The sequence below is a fragment of the Lysinibacillus sp. Bpr_S20 genome, from assembly GCF_023337835.1.
Taxonomy (GTDB): domain Bacteria; phylum Bacillota; class Bacilli; order Bacillales_A; family Planococcaceae; genus Lysinibacillus.
In genome coordinates this window covers 206976-222273 of the sequence record NZ_JALNLQ010000005.1, presented here as the reverse complement: position 1 = coordinate 222273, position 15298 = coordinate 206976, and the positions used below count along the sequence as shown (strand labels likewise).

Genomic DNA, 15298 nt, shown 5'->3' with positions numbered 1-15298 from the left:
CAGGTTTCTGATGATTAATATATGTTTCCCTGGCATTTTGTATTTGACACCTATTAAATGTATAATTAAGGAAATCAGAAAATTCATGTACAAATAATGAAAGGAGAATGTGTATGCTATTATTTTGGAGCTGTTCCTTCATTATCTCAATTTTTGCCTTCATTCTAGCAATCGTTAAGCTCTCGTGGATTTATATGCTAATAAGTACAATTACCTTTTTACCTATAGCTTATTATTTTTCGGGTGCAGTAAATGCTTTCCAATACATCGGACTAACACCCATTGTACTCCTAATATTAACCATAGTACTATGGTTGTTAAAAAAGAAGGCTCTAGTAAGGGCAAATGTTGATTGTTAACACATTGACGAATTTTTAGGCGTTAATTAAATTCTTGATGAGTAGTTAACTAGTTCTACTAAAGAAGGAGTTCTAGTATGGATATAAAAGTAACGGCAGAAGTATATAGGTTAGGAATTTTAATAGGTTTTTATACTGTTCAGGATATCATTAAATGGGCTGATAATGTTATTGAACGTCTTGATCATCCACCGTATGAAGTAATTGAAGTATCATTATCTTCCCAGAAAAAACCCATTGATGTCTGTTCGAAATTAAAATTGTTCAATGAAGGTTTAAATAATGATGACCTTCCTTCTAAAATATTACTCGGATTGCTGAATGATTATTTTCTTTCAACCAACAACGCTTCAGACGTTTTTTCAATGTTAACTCGATTAATTGACCATCTACAGTTAGAAGAAAGTAATGAGTGGATAGAGCGTGAAATGGTGTACTTGTCAGATGCTTTTTATTTAGCGGACCAACATATATATGGTGATTTGAAAGAAGTAGAAAACAATTTAAAGAATTTTTTATCTAAGTTCGAAGCTTATGCACAATATTAACCATGAATGACGATGTTCTATAAGAATTAACTTTCTTAAAATGAAAAATCCCGATTATCAACTTTATGATAATCGGGTAGTTTACTATTATAAAAGTTCTTTACGTAATTCAGCAGCTGATTTTGGTGATAACAGTCCAAACGGGATATCGAATACTGTTTTTGCACCTTTGTCTCCTGCTTGGTTTAAACGATGAGCTGCACGTGCAAAAGCTACTAGAACGCTAGACGTGAAGTTTGGATTACTTTCAAGCTTTAATGAGAATTCAAGAATTTGTTTTTCGTTAGCGCCGCTTTCTCCACTACGAATAACGAATCCACCATGTGGCATACCTGTGTGATTTGCTTTAAATTCCTCTTCAGAAATAAAGTTCACTGTTGTGTCATAATCATCAAAATAGTTAGGCATCGTCACGATTTCTTGTTCAACTTTTGCAGCATCCGCACCTTCTTCAAGTACAACCCAGCATTCACGTGCATGCTTTTCACGCGTTGTTAGTTCAGGATTTTCACCGTTGCGAACACGGTCTACAGCCTCTTTAATTGGCAATGTGTATTGTACAGCATTTTGAACGCCTTCGATGCGACGTATAGCATCTGAGTGACCTTGACTTAAACCGTCTCCCCAGAAAGTATAAGTTGTACCTACTGGTAGAACAGTCTCCCCGAGTATACGATTTAATGAAAACAAACCTGGATCCCAACCAACCGAGATAACGGATACTTTACCAGATTTTTGTGCTGCTGCATCTACAGCCTCAAAAAACTCAGGAATTTTCGCATGAGTATCAAAGCTATCAATTGTATTAAACCATTGTGCAAAGTGCGGTCCTTGCTCTGGTAAATCTGTTGCTGAGCCACCACATAAAATCATTACATCAATGTCATTTTGGAATTTTTCAGCATCTTCCACTAAATATACGCTTGCATTACTTGCAATGTTTACAGTTGAAGGATCGCGACGTGTGAACACCGCCACTAATTCCATATCTGGATTTTGAGAAATAGCATGCTCAACTCCGCGCCCTAAATTTCCATAACCAACAATACCTACTCGAATTGCACTCATTAAAAATTCCTCCTCACGATTACGTGACTTTGTGAAGTCCTTCACGTTAAATCTAATTACAATAATACGTTGTGTTAGGAAAATTCACAATAGTTTGAGTACGTGTTTTTCTCTCGAAATTATACAAGTTTTCTATGATTTCTATTCGCGTATGGCATGAATGCGTTTACATCTTTCGAATTTAATGACTAACCTTTAAGTTTTCGTTAAAGCCTTGTAAATCCAGACTTTTCCGACTGCATGTCTTGTACAATAAAACTATCGACAAAGGGGGCATGTTGAATGAAAGGTAATGGTTTTTCACCTAGCACAACATTGGTACAAGGAGACTTACTTGCTTGTCCATTTCAAAATGCACAAAAATCTGCAAAGGCTCATATTGAAACAAAGGCAAAACACAAAAAATCTCCACCTGACCAACACCAATGTATAGGAGTTATACCTTTTGGTGTTACAGAAGAAACCCTAGATACATCCATACAAAAACAAAGAATCAATGAGATTAACTTCTACCATAGAGGCAAAGAGATTGCACGCTGGTTGGTTAAAAAAAATGAATATAATAAGGTTAGGACTGACCAAACCTAAGATACATTTCCTTACTTCTTCAGCAAAGGGTCTCTAGTCATTTGCCCTTTTATTTTGCCACTATCTGTATGCAAAAAATTACTTTTAACTTGTTCTTCGCAATGTTTTAGGTTGGTGTAATTGAAAAGGAGTAAAAACGGAGAATTTAAATATATTATAAGAAATTGGAATTGTTAGGAGATAGTAGCTTACATCAATTATATCTCTGCATAATGGCGTCAGAGGCTTTGTGTCAACGTGATGTTAGTCATTCAGACGTGTGTTGTTGTTGCTGTCGCATAGATATTTCAGCGGATGTTTAACACCCGCTGAAAAATAACTTAAATCCAAATTCGTCTCATCTTCTATAGAGGGAAGAGACTTCTGCTTCGTATCAGTTCCGTCGCTCTGGCCAATCTTTCCGTCACTTCGATTGTTTTATCCGTCACTTTGACTCTTCGTTCCGTCGTTCTTGCTGCTGTATCCGTCGCTTCATGTCCGTTCCGTCGCTCTGGCCAATCTTTCCGTCACTTCTTTTATCCGTCACTTTGACTCTTCTTTCCGTCGTTCTGGGTGTTATATCCGTCGCTTCATGTCCGTTCCGTCGCTCTGGCCAATCTTTCCGTCACTTCGACTGTTTTATCCGTCGCTTTGACTCTTCTTTCCGTCGTTCTGGGTGTTGTATCCGTCGCTTCATGTCCGTTCCGTCGCTCTGGCCAATCTTTCCGTCACTTCGACTGTTTTATCCGTCACTTTGACTCTTCGCTCCGTCGTTCTTGCTGCTGTATCCGTCGCTTCATGTCCGTTCCGTCGCTCCGCCCAATCTTTCCGTCACTTCGACTGTTTTATCCGTCGCTTTGACTATTCTTTCCGTCGTTCTTGCAGCTGTATCCGTCGCTTTATGTCCGTTCCGTCGCTCCGCCCAATCTTTCCGTCACTTCGACTGTTTTATCCGTCGCTTTGACTCTTCTTTCCGTCGTTCTGGGTGTTGTATCCGTCGTAACTGACGTTGCAAGCTTTCTTCGGCATAACTTGTTTTTCAAATCTTTACTTTTTTTCTATTATCGATAATATTGGCTCTTCTTTATTTCTTTTACTGATACTCTTAGTTTCCAAAGCTCTTTAGCTAACTGAAATACTTCTTCATCTTCGCCATCTTCAATAGCTATTTTCCTTGCTTTAAATAGAGCATTCGCAGCCGGTGATAGATCGGGACAATCTACTACCCATTTTTTAAAATCTTCATGAAATGGCTCACTATCACTCCAAAGATAATCATGGTTTAAAAATGCCGCAGCCACTGTATTTTTATTCAGCTCTTGTTTATATCGGAAAAGTTCTTTCTCATCATTGCCTAATAATACTATTTGCTTTCCATCCATAAAAACAAGTGATATATCTTTCTTTTTAAAGTTCATTTCATCATTTCTAAGTTTAAAAATAATTTTCTCATCGTCTATTATCATTTCTAAACTTTCATGAAAAGACAAAAAAGTTAATGCAATTCCCGCAACCAAACCAAGGGCCATTGTAGCAAAACCTACCCATGCTCCATTATAAGATGCAATTAAATTTAAAGGTCCCTGAAAAGGTACCCACGGTAAAGTACTAGCCCATTTAGCAATACTCGGAAGAAACCACCCTAGCACTAAACCGATAAGTGGGAAACCAAGCCACATTATAACTTTATCGGTCTTCGAAAAATTTAGTATTGTATGATTATTACTCATTTAAGTCCACCCTTTTAAAATAATACACTTGTTATGGCATGTCTTTATTTTGCCATAGCATCAAATAATTAATTTCACTGTTTTTATTCATTTCATTTAAAACTTTTTTAGCAAACGCTAGTAAATAATACCATCTATAAAGGTTGACTGTCAAAAGAGCTACTACATCCTTTCCTCACTGTATCTCCTGTGCTAATTCGGAAAGACGCTTTTCATTAATAATGTGGTAGCCATTTTTTCTTTTCTCCAAAATTTTTTCTTCGCAAAACTGTGCAAGTACATATAATAAATGCCGATAGGAAACTCCTAAATATTCACAGATTTCAGTATGCTTTTCTTTATAGACTCCTTGATCTGACGAAAATTGAATAAATGCAGCAAGTCGATTTTCAAGTGGAAATGCTTGATTTTGAGTATATTTCGACGTCATTTTGAACGCCTTTTCCCCTAAAAACACACAAAGTTTACGTAAAAATAGTACATCCGTGAGTAACTTTTCTTTGCAAGATTGTGTAATCGAAAAACAAATCGTCTCGGTTACAGTCTGAATCCCCTTCGTATATCTTGCCTCATTAAGCAACTCAATTTCTCCCATAAAAAGTGGTGCCTTCAAGTAATCGATAAGCGAGACCTTGCCATTCTTATGTGTCATGTAAAGCTTCGCCTTTCCTTCGATCATGTAGTATAGCGTATCTGGAAATGACCCTTCTTGAAAAATCCATTCGCCTTTGTCAAACTTACATACTTCCAAAAATGGAGCTATATCAAATGAGAAAAAATCATCAATTGGATATTTATCGAGATAGTATGAACGTTCCTCAGCTGTCAGTATATGCATTTTTATTCTCTCCTCCAAAAAATGTGAGATATCTCACATTATTGTAACGATGAACATGTTATTATTCAACTTAGTTAAATTGGAGGTACGGAAAATTTATGAACAATCAACGATGGCTTTCTCAAAATTTCTTTGCATTTTTCTTTACATGGGGGATTTTCTTACCTTATTGGACTGGTTGGCTTGTAGATGCCAAACATCTTACAGTTTCAGAGGCTAGCGTCGTAATGGGCTGTGGTCTTTTAGCACGAGCAACATCAAATCTATTTTTCTTCCCGACGCTTGCAAAATATGTGAATAATAAAAGACTTACTAGCGTTCTGGCAATAGGTGCCCTAATCACAACTTTACTTTACATACCAAGCACGAGCTTTATCTCGCTTCTTATCGTTACCCTTTTATTTAGCGTTTTTTATCCAGCTCTGCTCCCTGCCGTTGAAAGTAGTGCTGCAACGCTCGTACAGCATGGAAATGTACACTATGGTAAAAGCCGCTCCTATGGTTCCCTTGGCTTTGTCATTGCAGTATTAATCATTAGTATGCTGACAGGTGCACTTGGCAATGACATCATCTTTTGGAGCATGGTGGTCGGTCTGATTGGTATGCTGTTGATGCAACAAATGGCTACACCAAAAGAATTACTCGTTGTACCGACGAAAGAACAACGTGCAAAATCATTGTCGATGAAAACACTATGGACAATTAAAGGCTTCCCTATTGTTTTATTAGTCGTTATTCTGCTCCAAGGTGCGCATGCTTCTTATTACAGCTATGGCTATATATATTTAGGTGATTTACATGTTGATCCGTTCTATATGGGAATGATTATTAACATCGCCGTTATTTGCGAAATTTTATATTTTATGAAGGCTGATACACTATTTAAAAAATGGCGCTCATCTTCTTTATTACTTTTAGCAGCAAGTGGTTCATCATTACGCTGGCTACTCATTTACTTATTCCCAAATGTCTGGGTATTTATCGCTTCTCAAACATTACATGCATTATCTTTTGCTCTTGCGCATTACGCTTTTATCAGCTATTTAACAAAAACATTGCCGAAGGAGCAAATTCCAAATGCACAAGGCCTTTACTCTGCATTAGCAATGGGATTGAGTACAGCAATCCTTACTTTTTTAGGTGGCTATTTATACGAGATTTCACCTGGACTATCATTTGCAGCAATGCTTATTTGTACAGTTCCAGCAATCGGTATACTGCTTACTACTAGAAATAAATATCAATATTAAAATAAGCAGGTGGGAAAAATCTCACCTGCTTTTCTATATGCTCACTTTGGATAATACGAAAAACCAGGATATTTCACGACCGGCCACTTTTCCTTCCTTAGTACATGAAGAAGATCAGGGCCAATATTTAAATTGCTTTGTACTAGTTCAGATGGAGTAAGAGCCATCCATTGATGTAATGAAACATCCTGAAATCTATCACTTTTAAACATTTCAAGGAACCATAATGTCTCAGTCCCGGTATTCTCAATGTAGTGACCATTTGCAAACGGCACGTACCCTACATCTCCTGCACGATAATCGAATGTTCGAGCCACACCATTTGCAGCAAACACTGTCATACGCCCTTGACCTTGAATGTAATATTGCCATTCGTCATTATTCGGGTGCCAATGCAGCTCTCTCATTGCGCCAGGCTTGATCTCGACAAGTGCTGCTGCAATATTTTTAGAAATTGGAAAGTTTGTCGAATCCACAATTCGAACACTACCACCAGGTGTTTCAATAGGTGTCTGTGCAAGCAAACGATGTTTGAAAGTTTGAGGGATTGTTCCGTATGGGGATTGTACTTTTTGTAGATTTAGAGGTCCTGGTACTTTATCTTGATATATATAGACCTGTTCATTCGGGATATGTTGAAAGGCACTTATTGGCACACCAAAATTAGAAGACAGCACATCTTTTGGAGTATGAGCAAACCAATCAGATATTGAAAATGTACTAAGATCTGAGAAATGCCCATCGTCAAACACTAGCAAAAATTCACAACCGTCTTCAAGACCTTGTATGGAATGAGGGATTCCAGGTGGGAAATACCATAAATCCCCCGGTCCTACATCGGCAATAAAATTTCGCCCATTTTGATCGACTGCTGTAATGCGTGCATGACCAAGGAGCATATACGACCATTCCGCCTGTTGATGCCAATGCAACTCCCGTACTCCTCCCGGTGTCAAACTCATATTGACACCTGCCAATGTCGTAGCAATTGGCAGATCACGAGCAGTAATTTCTCGAGACCACCCTCCATGTTTTAAAACCATATGTGTATCAGAAAAAGAAAATTTTAAATTTGGCACAAGTCCAGCATCTGTTTTTGGAGGGACAAGCAAATCGGGATTCTCCAGATCCCTCACAATATCTCTCGGCCCTTTATCCACCCATCCTGCCCCATCTTTCCGAATAGGCTGCGGAACATAAGAATAGCCCTCTGGCATGTTCTCCAATGCGTCACCTCTTCATAAAGAAATCGTCATTTCAATATGTATGGTACCTTAACTAGGATTATTCTTTTCCTTTCAGCTTAGTTGCGAGGATAGCCGAGGATGTTGCTGTTAAGTAAATTTCTGTAGCTCTTAATTCTTTATGATTTAACCAAAAGTCCCTGACCTTATCAGGTTTCCCTCTCCATTCCTCAGGAAAAAGTTCTTCAGGCGTAAAATCGTCCATTAATAACATACCTCCAACAGCTAATGCTTCTAATAGTTGTACACATTCAATCGTTTTAGCAGCTGCTGCATCAGCAAAAATAAATTGAAAAGGACCATTTGCTATCACTTCTTTCCAGTCACCAACTAAAAATTCTGCCTGCTGATGACAAATTGTTTGAGCAGTAGCATCGATTTTTTCCTTCTCATGATCCACTGAAACAAACTTTACATTTGGTGCAATGGTAGAAAGAATCCAAGCACTGCCTACACCGTAGCCAGTCCCAACTTCAAGAATTTTCCCATGCATGATTTGACCAACAAGCACTGACAACAATCTTCCGGCCTTATCTGAACATGAAAACTCGAAATTATGTCTTTGAGCTAACATTTTACTAGCCTTCACCAATTCCGGAATATATGTATTGGAGCGATATTTAGTTAATATAACGACAAACCACCTTTAGGATTTTAAATTTCATATTTGCTTTTCTAGGCTGATTTTTTCGCGAATCGAAACTTGGGTAATTTCCTTATATAGATCTTGTTTCATTGCCTTAACTAGTTGATTTGCTCTTTGTAATTCTCCGCCTTTTTCATAAACAATCCGTATTTTCAGAGTAACAATCTATACGAAAGCAGCCTTAATCAAAGAGTTTTTGTTAATATATGTGACATAGCGATCTTCAGTAATAGCTTATTACTTCGGCTACGTTTAGAAACAGATCGCCGATTTTGTCACCCGAAATTTTTGTCGATGAATATTTTTTTGAACTTATCAATTTTTGTTCTATTTATGACAAAGATTGGTAAAAAGCAAAGAAGGCGGAAAACATGATTTAAATTGCGAACTATTTTCATGTAGATATGAATACAAAATATAGATTAAGTGAAAGATAGTAACTTATTACACTACAAAAACAAGCAAAATTAAAACAAATTTCTCGGAAGCAACAGTTAATTTACTGACTCTTCTTAATTTTTGTTCAATTATCAACAAAAATTGATTTCTTAATATTCATAACTAATGATATGTTATTAACATACCCGGGGAAAAGTAAAAAAAAGAGGAACATGGAAAGGAGATTGATAGCAATGAACAAAAGAATGTTCGGAAAAATTTTTCTATCTTTTTTACTAATCGTCACTTTATTTGTTACTACAGCAATTACTCCTTTAACTCTAGCACAGACATCAATACCCGAAGAATACAATAGTTTAGCTGAAACTTTTAAGGATTTTAATAAAAATTATTCCGAAATGCCTGAAGAAAAAACAAACGATTTAAAGAAAGAATTACTTACATTAATTAAACAAGGAACTATTAAATTACAGTCAAATGGTGAACTAGATTTTAAAGACATACAATCAAAGCAAAATGGCGAGAATAATGTGCTATATATGCCTATAGAATACAAAAACATAGCATCTATGCTTAACATTTCGGCCCTTACAGTTATCTTTGATAACAAAGGAGAACTTGTTAATTATGACGAAAGAAAAATTGTAGCAGATGATAAAAATTATACTTCTCAAATAGAAATCTATACTGATGGAGTATTAACTAAATCAGAAAATGTACAATTAACAAAAGAAGATTTTATGATTACACCTGAGAAAGAAAAAAATTCAGATTCAATCTTATCATTTTTAAAACCTGATACTGCAGAAGCTGCAAGTTGGGCATCCAAATTTTTTAATTGTTTAGATGATCAAGGTGTTCCAAGTTGGGTTTATAAAACACTAACAGTAGTTTGTGGAATTGCTTGTGCAACAGCAGTACTTTGTGTACCATGTGCTGTAGGAGCTGCATTAGTATTTGAAGCAGATATTATGTATTGCGTAGGTAAAGCAAACGGAAACTACTAACGAAAGGAACATAAATTATGCTTAAAAAAATAAGACTAATGTTATCAGGAGTTTTAGGCATAATGGCTTTTTTTTCGCTTTTAACCTTTTTAAAAATAATTGATATCCCTAATTTTATTTCAAAAATCCCTTATTCTATTCCCTTTGTTTTTATTATCGTTTTATTATTAATTGTTTCATTATTGGAAAAAAAAAATCTTAATTAAAATATGTAATTCTAAAAAGAGTAAAGGAATTGTGCCGATGAATGGAATATCTATTCCTGCTTTACTAAAAGCTATCAGTACTTTCGTTAATGGGTTATTTAACAAACTTAAATTTAAAAATAATTAATACAACAAGTTCAATAGATTAGATTTTTAGAGCGATGTATTTATCGCTCTTTTTCGTTTAATTGTCAAAATGTTCACTGAATCTATTTATTGAACTCAAAAACATGTGGATTTATTTACCAAAATAACAGATAATTACTAATGTAATGAAAAAGGAGGTAATCATTTTTATGTTGAAGAAATTAGGTTTTACAGTTTTACTTTCTGCTATCCTACTACTAGTTACCTTTACTATGGGTACAAGTAAAGCACAAGCAGGATATACAGATAATCCTAGTAAGCTATACTATGATTTAGCAGACCAAGTTTACAATGTCGGTAAAAAGACAAATGCTGAAATCCAACATGCAATCAATCTTGAGCACGGTCCAAATAAATTTAAAGTGATTGATTCAGTTGACATTAACTCTAATCAAAATCATCCGATGGGAGCTCCTAGTTACAATTTAGATAGAACTGGTTTTAAAGCCATGACTGTCGTTATAGCAGATCCAAATGGTAGCAAGAAACTATTCATTGCCTTTGCCGGTTCAGAAAATGTTTCAGATTATGCAACAGCAGCATCGTCCTTATTGAATGGTAGTGTTCCAGGCCAAGTACATCAAGCTCACCTCTACCTTAACTATATCTACGATAAATTTGGTTATAAAGACTACCAATGGTATTTTACAGGACATTCTTTAGGTGGATGGTTAGCAGCGAAGTCATACTTAGACGTTCGTGCTGGAATAACAGTAGTTTCAAACCAAAAATTTACTCATTATGGTCCTATCAAAAAGAAAAAAATTAGCGGCGTCTATACTTTTAATGCTTTACCAGTCGCTAAGACTCAAATGACGGATACGCAATGGACTGCAAACAAAAACCGTACATATCACAGTGATGTAAAAAATCTTTACATTGATAATGAATGGTTAAATAGTATACATGATATGCATCCTACCAAACTAGCATATATCGGTGAAGAAGGTGCCGTGAATAAAAAAGTTCCTCACTTCACTTCTTTGAGTTATTCACCTTTTAGTCCACTCATAGATATCGTTAATTATTACCGAATTAACAAAAATAATGATATTGTGGATTATCACAGTAGAAAATATCTTTCAACTTCCGTGTATCATTAGTTTTTTCTTAAAATGTGTATTCTTGACTGAATACACATTTTTTATTGGAAAGATTTACGCATATACAACACACCTGATATTGTCCTTTTTTACTAAAGCGATTCATTTGTACAGTCGTCATAAACGCTAACCATATTGTCTTCCCTTCTTGCTAACACGATTCTCCTATAGTTCATTAGTATTCCCCTTTTTGCCTAGATAACTTATACTTCATAGTAACGAAAGGGACGATTTTCAATGAACAACAGCTTAATATCCAAATTAAAAGCCTTTGCAAAAAAAATAAAACAAAATTTATTTGTACTTTATCTTTCTTATAAAGATCCCCGAACACCATGGTACGCTAAGCTTTTGGCAATGCTTATAGTTGCCTATGCTTTTAGCCCGATAGACTTAATCCCAGATTTTATTCCTGTTCTAGGGTATCTTGATGATTTGATCATCGTACCCTTGGGAATTAGCCTCGCTTTAAAACTAATCCCTCCACATGTAATTGAAGTGAATAAAGAAGCTGCAGAAAAGTTAAAGCAATCTGGAAAACCAAAGAATTGGTTTGTTGGCATTCTTTTTATAATCATTTGGATTATCATTGCTGCTTGGGTTTGTAAAATAATTATTCATCATATTTAAAGTTTTGTTCAGTAACCGACTAACAAAATGAAAAATCAACAAGTTCATTGCTCTGGCGAAGTATATTATCTTTTGGCACAACAATATCGTAGATCGCCATGTATGGACTTAAATTAAAGGTTTCTTGATTTGAAATCATCAGGGCCCACTTGCACATTAATTCTTTTTAAAAGCGTCACTAAAATAACAGTATGATACATTGCGTTGTTTGGAGAAGCATTGCTCGACTCCTGCGGGAAAGCGTGACAGATGAGACCCCGCACGAAGCGTAGCCTAGGAGGAGGCTCGGCGCTCGCCCGCAGAAAGCGAGCGGAATGCTTCGGAAAACAACAGTAGCGTCACATTGCCAAATGAAAAATCGGGGTAATCAATGATTTAATCTTGAATACCTCGCGAAGTGAGAAGAATATGGACTTTTTCAATACCCTCCGCAGTCGTCAGCTCCTTTTTTATGCTCAAAACTTGATTTGTTTTTGAGCATCACTTTATACAAGTAAACGGTTATAAAATAAGAGCTTCCTCACTTTACGAGAGACTGATATATGTAAAGCCTAAAAGTCACTACTGTATAATGAGAAATTTGAATAATATTTAGTTAACATAAAAATAACCATAACTAAGTGAAATCCACTCCACATCTGAAAAAACTTTTAAATAAAGGCTATATTTTCCGCTGATATATTATGCTAAAATATTTTTATTCTACAGCCCCAAGAAAGAGGAATTGTTATGGAGCATATAAAAAACAAACCAAAAAAGATTAAGAAGGATTTTAGCCCAAAAGACGCTGTTTTTGTATTCTCTTCTTTTACATTCGTTTGTGTGGCAGTCATTTTCGTTCTTATCGTTTATGATGTATTCACTGTACAAAATTTCCTATCATTTGATCAGCCATCCAGAATGATTGGGAGTGTAGTTCTCGCTGCATTCGGATTACTTTTGTTTGGCGTAATATTAACATTGTTGATTCCCTCAAAATACATTGACGAAACTAACAATAGTTATCAAAATTATTCATTGTTAGGGATAATTGCCTTTATGCTGATAGGAGCATTATTTGAAGAAATATTGTTTAGAGGAGCTTCTTGTATTGCTAGAAAACGAGTGGATGGCCATTATAATCACAACCTTATTGTTCTTAGGGATGCATACTCAATACTTCAAAAAACCTATTATGTTAATAAATATTACCATTCCAAGTGTAATTTTCGGATGGATCTATTTTGATACAAACAATATTTTAGTACCATTTCTTGTGCATTTTTTGATGAATATCGGCATGACACTATTATTTAAATATAATTTAATAAGTGTAAAAAGATAATGAACAAATTTTTAAACCATCGCCCCCTTGAGGTGCGATGGTTTATTCTTTATTACATTCTATTAACTCAAAAACGCATTCATATAATGTTTGTAAACCAACCTTCAACTCTTCATACGTTGCATAAGCATACGACAATCGAATATGCTGGGAATCGTTAGGATCGTAAATATAGCCGGGATTAATGAGAACTTGTCGATGCAATAGTTTGGTAAACAACGCTTTATCAACAATCGGCTCATGAAACTTCAGCCAAATGTAGAAGCCCCCTTTTGGCTGACTCCAGCTAGCAATATCCGCAAAACTCTCTTGCAATATCCCCTCGACAAAATTAGCTCTACATAATAATTCTTTTCGTAAACTCTTAATATGCTTTTCATACTTTCCGGTTTGCAGCCAGTGCAACACAATCTCCTGTGAGATAGCGCTTGAACCGTAATCTGTTTGCATTTTTATATCTGCTAATCGCTCAATCACTGTTGTTGGACCAATTAACCAGCCAATTCTAAGTCCCGGGCTTAAGGTTTTTGAAACACTCCCAATATAAAGGACTTGCCCGCTAGCATCCATTGATTTAATTGGAGGTGTAGCCGCTTCAAAGAGCAACTCATGATATACGTCATCCTCAATGATGGGAATGCGCGACGCTTTACATGCTTCGTAAAGTTGCTTTTTTTCAAGCGTCGTCCACACCCTTCCCGTCGGATTGTTTAGCGTAGGAACAGCATAAAATACAGCCTGCCTTTTTCTTTTGCGTTGAGCTAATGTTTGTGCAAGCTGTTCATCTCGATAGATAGCCATCATTTGCATACCTACAGATTGAAATGGATGGACTGAATTTAAATAAGATGTTTGTTCCTGGAATACAATAGAACCTTGCTCAAGTAGCCCTACAGCAATAAGCTGCAATGCCTGTAGTGCACCAGAGACAATACATACATTTTGGGGTTTCGCATGGATTCCCCTTTTTTGCACATATTCGCAAATCGCTTTTCGAAGTTTTTCGCTACCTTGTGGTGATGAATACCCTAAAGCTTTTGGCTGCAAGGAGAGATCTTTCAATGACGCTTCAATTTCCACGGTCGGCAATAAATTTGGCGCTAGTTCCCCTGTTCCCAATCGTATGACATCATCACGTTGCTCGTATTCATTGATTATTTGAATGGTATGATAATTAGGCTTATGGAGACTGGTGTCTATGTATTTTTGCCAATTTGGTTGTGTTTGTGCAATGAATGAATCCCAGGAATTATCAGTTACATAAACACCTGAACCTACCTTCGATTCCAATATACCTGCTGCTTTTAACTCCTCTAACGCCTGCTGAACAGTACTCCGATTGACTCCGAACTGCATAGCTAGCTGTCTTTGCGTCGGTAGCTTTGTTCCTGCCACCCAATCTCCCCGTTCTATCTGCTCAGTAATCCACTGTATAATTTGCTGCTGTAATGTCATTTCACCCTGTCTATTTGGCTGCCAATTCATTCGTCTCACCTCTAAATTGGATGGCTAAAAAACCATCCAATTGGTCGTTTTCTTTTAGTTATAACATATCTAGAATATTTAATGAAAGGAGTGAATCTCATTGGAAGCATTTTTTCATGGAATGATTTTAGCATTTGGCCTTATTTTGCCTTTAGGCGTACAAAATGTCTTTGTCTTTTCTCAAGGTGCAACACAGCCACATCTAGTTCGTGCCTTTCCTGCAGGCATAACAGCCGCAATTTGTGATACGCTTCTAATATTACTAGCGGTTTTTGGTTTATCTATCATCGTGTTGCAATTCGAGTGGTTACGTATCGCCTTAATGAGTGGTGGTATACTTTTCCTACTTTATATGGGCTATACAATTTGGCGTTCAAATCCAGTGACAGCCGATAATAACGAGGCGCTACCTGTAAAAAAACAAGTTGTATTCGCACTGTCTGTCTCTCTCTTAAATCCACATGCAATTTTAGACACAATTGGTGTTATTGGGACGAGTGCTTTAAAATATAGTGGGATGGAGCAAATGTTGTTCACTGCAGCATGCGTTTTGATTTCTTGGTTATGGTTTTTCGGTCTTATCATTGCGGGAGCATCGTTGAAAAGACTTGATAGCTCTGGGAAGCTTATGAATATTTTTAATAAATGCTCCGCGATTTTTATTTGGGGAACTGCTCTCTATCTTGTTAGTGGTTTACTGTAGCTATTAAAAACAAAGAGTTTAAGTAATACTCTTAATATTTCAGG

At 36.2% G+C, this 15298-nt stretch carries 15 protein-coding genes; 9 read left to right on the top strand and 6 right to left on the bottom strand.

Features of this window, described 5'->3' with window-relative positions:
• Positions 1 to 436 precede the first annotated feature (436 nt).
• On the top strand, positions 437 to 907 hold the full coding sequence (locus MWJ95_RS14890; protein WP_249074650.1) for a hypothetical protein: 471 nt from the start codon (positions 437 to 439) through the stop codon (positions 905 to 907).
• Positions 908 to 994: 87 nt separating this feature from the next.
• Here MWJ95_RS14890 and MWJ95_RS14885 read toward each other — a convergent pair whose 3' ends face one another.
• Entirely contained in the window at positions 995 to 1975 is a 981-nt protein-coding gene (locus MWJ95_RS14885) for a diaminopimelate dehydrogenase (protein ID WP_249074649.1), read from the bottom strand.
• 282 nt (positions 1976 to 2257) lie between these two features.
• On the opposite strand from MWJ95_RS14885, the gene MWJ95_RS14880 reads away from it, so the two are divergent.
• Complete coding sequence (locus MWJ95_RS14880; RefSeq protein ID WP_249074648.1) at positions 2258 to 2563, top strand: hypothetical protein; 306 nt, start codon at positions 2258 to 2260, stop codon at positions 2561 to 2563.
• A 1040-nt stretch (positions 2564 to 3603) separates the two neighbouring features.
• Here MWJ95_RS14880 and MWJ95_RS14875 read toward each other — a convergent pair.
• Together MWJ95_RS14875 and yeiL are read right to left on the bottom strand one after the other, a co-directional pair.
• Complete coding sequence (locus tag MWJ95_RS14875) at positions 3604 to 4272, bottom strand: YqeB family protein (protein WP_249074646.1); 669 nt, start codon at positions 4270 to 4272, stop codon at positions 3604 to 3606.
• A gap of 175 nt (positions 4273 to 4447) precedes the next feature.
• A complete protein-coding gene (gene yeiL, locus MWJ95_RS14870) occupies positions 4448 to 5110 on the bottom strand; it encodes a transcriptional regulator YeiL (RefSeq protein WP_249074645.1) in 663 nt (220 codons plus the stop codon).
• Positions 5111 to 5208: 98 nt separating this feature from the next.
• Here yeiL and MWJ95_RS14865 point away from each other — a divergent pair, with 98 nt between their 5' ends.
• Positions 5209 to 6360: an MFS transporter gene (locus tag MWJ95_RS14865; RefSeq protein ID WP_249074644.1), complete on the top strand. Its 1152-nt coding sequence runs from the start codon at positions 5209 to 5211 to the stop codon at positions 6358 to 6360.
• A gap of 41 nt (positions 6361 to 6401) precedes the next feature.
• On the opposite strand, the gene MWJ95_RS14860 is transcribed toward MWJ95_RS14865, so the two are convergent.
• Together MWJ95_RS14860 and MWJ95_RS14855 are read right to left on the bottom strand one after the other, a co-directional pair.
• Positions 6402 to 7577, bottom strand: coding sequence for an oxalate decarboxylase family bicupin (locus MWJ95_RS14860; protein WP_249106556.1), 1176 nt, complete (start codon positions 7575 to 7577; stop codon positions 6402 to 6404).
• 67 nt (positions 7578 to 7644) lie between these two features.
• Positions 7645 to 8178, bottom strand: coding sequence for an O-methyltransferase (locus MWJ95_RS14855; protein ID WP_249106480.1), 534 nt, complete (start codon positions 8176 to 8178; stop codon positions 7645 to 7647).
• Between the two features lie 704 nt (positions 8179 to 8882).
• On the opposite strand from MWJ95_RS14855, the gene MWJ95_RS14850 reads away from it, so the two are divergent.
• The 5 genes from MWJ95_RS14850 (at position 8883) to MWJ95_RS14825 (ending at position 13066) form a co-directional block, all read left to right on the top strand.
• On the top strand, positions 8883 to 9656 hold the full coding sequence (locus tag MWJ95_RS14850) for a hypothetical protein (RefSeq protein WP_249106478.1): 774 nt from the start codon (positions 8883 to 8885) through the stop codon (positions 9654 to 9656).
• Between the two features lie 17 nt (positions 9657 to 9673).
• Positions 9674 to 9862: a hypothetical protein gene (locus MWJ95_RS14845; protein WP_249106476.1), complete on the top strand. Its 189-nt coding sequence runs from the start codon at positions 9674 to 9676 to the stop codon at positions 9860 to 9862.
• A 296-nt stretch (positions 9863 to 10158) separates the two neighbouring features.
• Positions 10159 to 11112 (top strand): lipase family protein, encoded by a 954-nt coding sequence (locus tag MWJ95_RS14840; protein WP_249074641.1) that lies wholly within the window; start codon positions 10159 to 10161, stop codon positions 11110 to 11112.
• Between the two features lie 237 nt (positions 11113 to 11349).
• On the top strand, positions 11350 to 11742 hold the full coding sequence (locus tag MWJ95_RS14835; RefSeq protein WP_249074640.1) for a YkvA family protein: 393 nt from the start codon (positions 11350 to 11352) through the stop codon (positions 11740 to 11742).
• A 1108-nt stretch (positions 11743 to 12850) separates the two neighbouring features.
• On the top strand, positions 12851 to 13066 hold the full coding sequence (locus MWJ95_RS14825; protein ID WP_349294150.1) for a CPBP family glutamic-type intramembrane protease: 216 nt from the start codon (positions 12851 to 12853) through the stop codon (positions 13064 to 13066).
• Positions 13067 to 13108: 42 nt separating this feature from the next.
• Here the strand turns inward: MWJ95_RS14825 and MWJ95_RS14820 are convergent, their stop codons facing one another.
• A complete protein-coding gene (locus MWJ95_RS14820) occupies positions 13109 to 14551 on the bottom strand; it encodes an aminotransferase-like domain-containing protein (protein WP_249106474.1) in 1443 nt (480 codons plus the stop codon).
• A 100-nt stretch (positions 14552 to 14651) separates the two neighbouring features.
• Between MWJ95_RS14820 and MWJ95_RS14815 the strand changes: the two genes are divergently transcribed.
• A complete protein-coding gene (locus tag MWJ95_RS14815) occupies positions 14652 to 15254 on the top strand; it encodes a LysE/ArgO family amino acid transporter (RefSeq protein ID WP_249074637.1) in 603 nt (200 codons plus the stop codon).
• Positions 15255 to 15298 lie beyond the last annotated feature (44 nt).

Excerpts from the sequence above, each read along its gene's own strand:
- MWJ95_RS14855 (WP_249106480.1), bottom strand. The coding sequence starts at position 8,178 with ATGTTAGCTCAAAGACATAATTTCGAGTTTTCATGTTCAGATAAGGCC.
- MWJ95_RS14820 (WP_249106474.1), bottom strand. The coding sequence starts at position 14,551 with ATGAATTGGCAGCCAAATAGACAGGGTGAAATGACATTACAGCAGCAA.
- MWJ95_RS14865 (WP_249074644.1), top strand. The coding sequence starts at position 5,209 with ATGAACAATCAACGATGGCTTTCTCAAAATTTCTTTGCATTTTTCTTT.
- MWJ95_RS14840 (WP_249074641.1), top strand. The coding sequence starts at position 10,159 with ATGTTGAAGAAATTAGGTTTTACAGTTTTACTTTCTGCTATCCTACTA.
- MWJ95_RS14880 (WP_249074648.1), top strand. The coding sequence starts at position 2,258 with ATGAAAGGTAATGGTTTTTCACCTAGCACAACATTGGTACAAGGAGAC.
- MWJ95_RS14835 (WP_249074640.1), top strand. The coding sequence starts at position 11,350 with ATGAACAACAGCTTAATATCCAAATTAAAAGCCTTTGCAAAAAAAATA.
- MWJ95_RS14845 (WP_249106476.1), top strand. The coding sequence starts at position 9,674 with ATGCTTAAAAAAATAAGACTAATGTTATCAGGAGTTTTAGGCATAATG.
- MWJ95_RS14890 (WP_249074650.1), top strand. The coding sequence starts at position 437 with ATGGATATAAAAGTAACGGCAGAAGTATATAGGTTAGGAATTTTAATA.
- MWJ95_RS14850 (WP_249106478.1), top strand. The coding sequence starts at position 8,883 with ATGAACAAAAGAATGTTCGGAAAAATTTTTCTATCTTTTTTACTAATC.
- MWJ95_RS14825 (WP_349294150.1), top strand. The coding sequence starts at position 12,851 with ATGGCCATTATAATCACAACCTTATTGTTCTTAGGGATGCATACTCAA.
- MWJ95_RS14885 (WP_249074649.1), bottom strand. The coding sequence starts at position 1,975 with ATGAGTGCAATTCGAGTAGGTATTGTTGGTTATGGAAATTTAGGGCGC.
- yeiL (WP_249074645.1), bottom strand. The coding sequence starts at position 5,110 with ATGCATATACTGACAGCTGAGGAACGTTCATACTATCTCGATAAATAT.
- MWJ95_RS14860 (WP_249106556.1), bottom strand. The coding sequence starts at position 7,577 with ATGCCAGAGGGCTATTCTTATGTTCCGCAGCCTATTCGGAAAGATGGG.
- MWJ95_RS14875 (WP_249074646.1), bottom strand. The coding sequence starts at position 4,272 with ATGAGTAATAATCATACAATACTAAATTTTTCGAAGACCGATAAAGTT.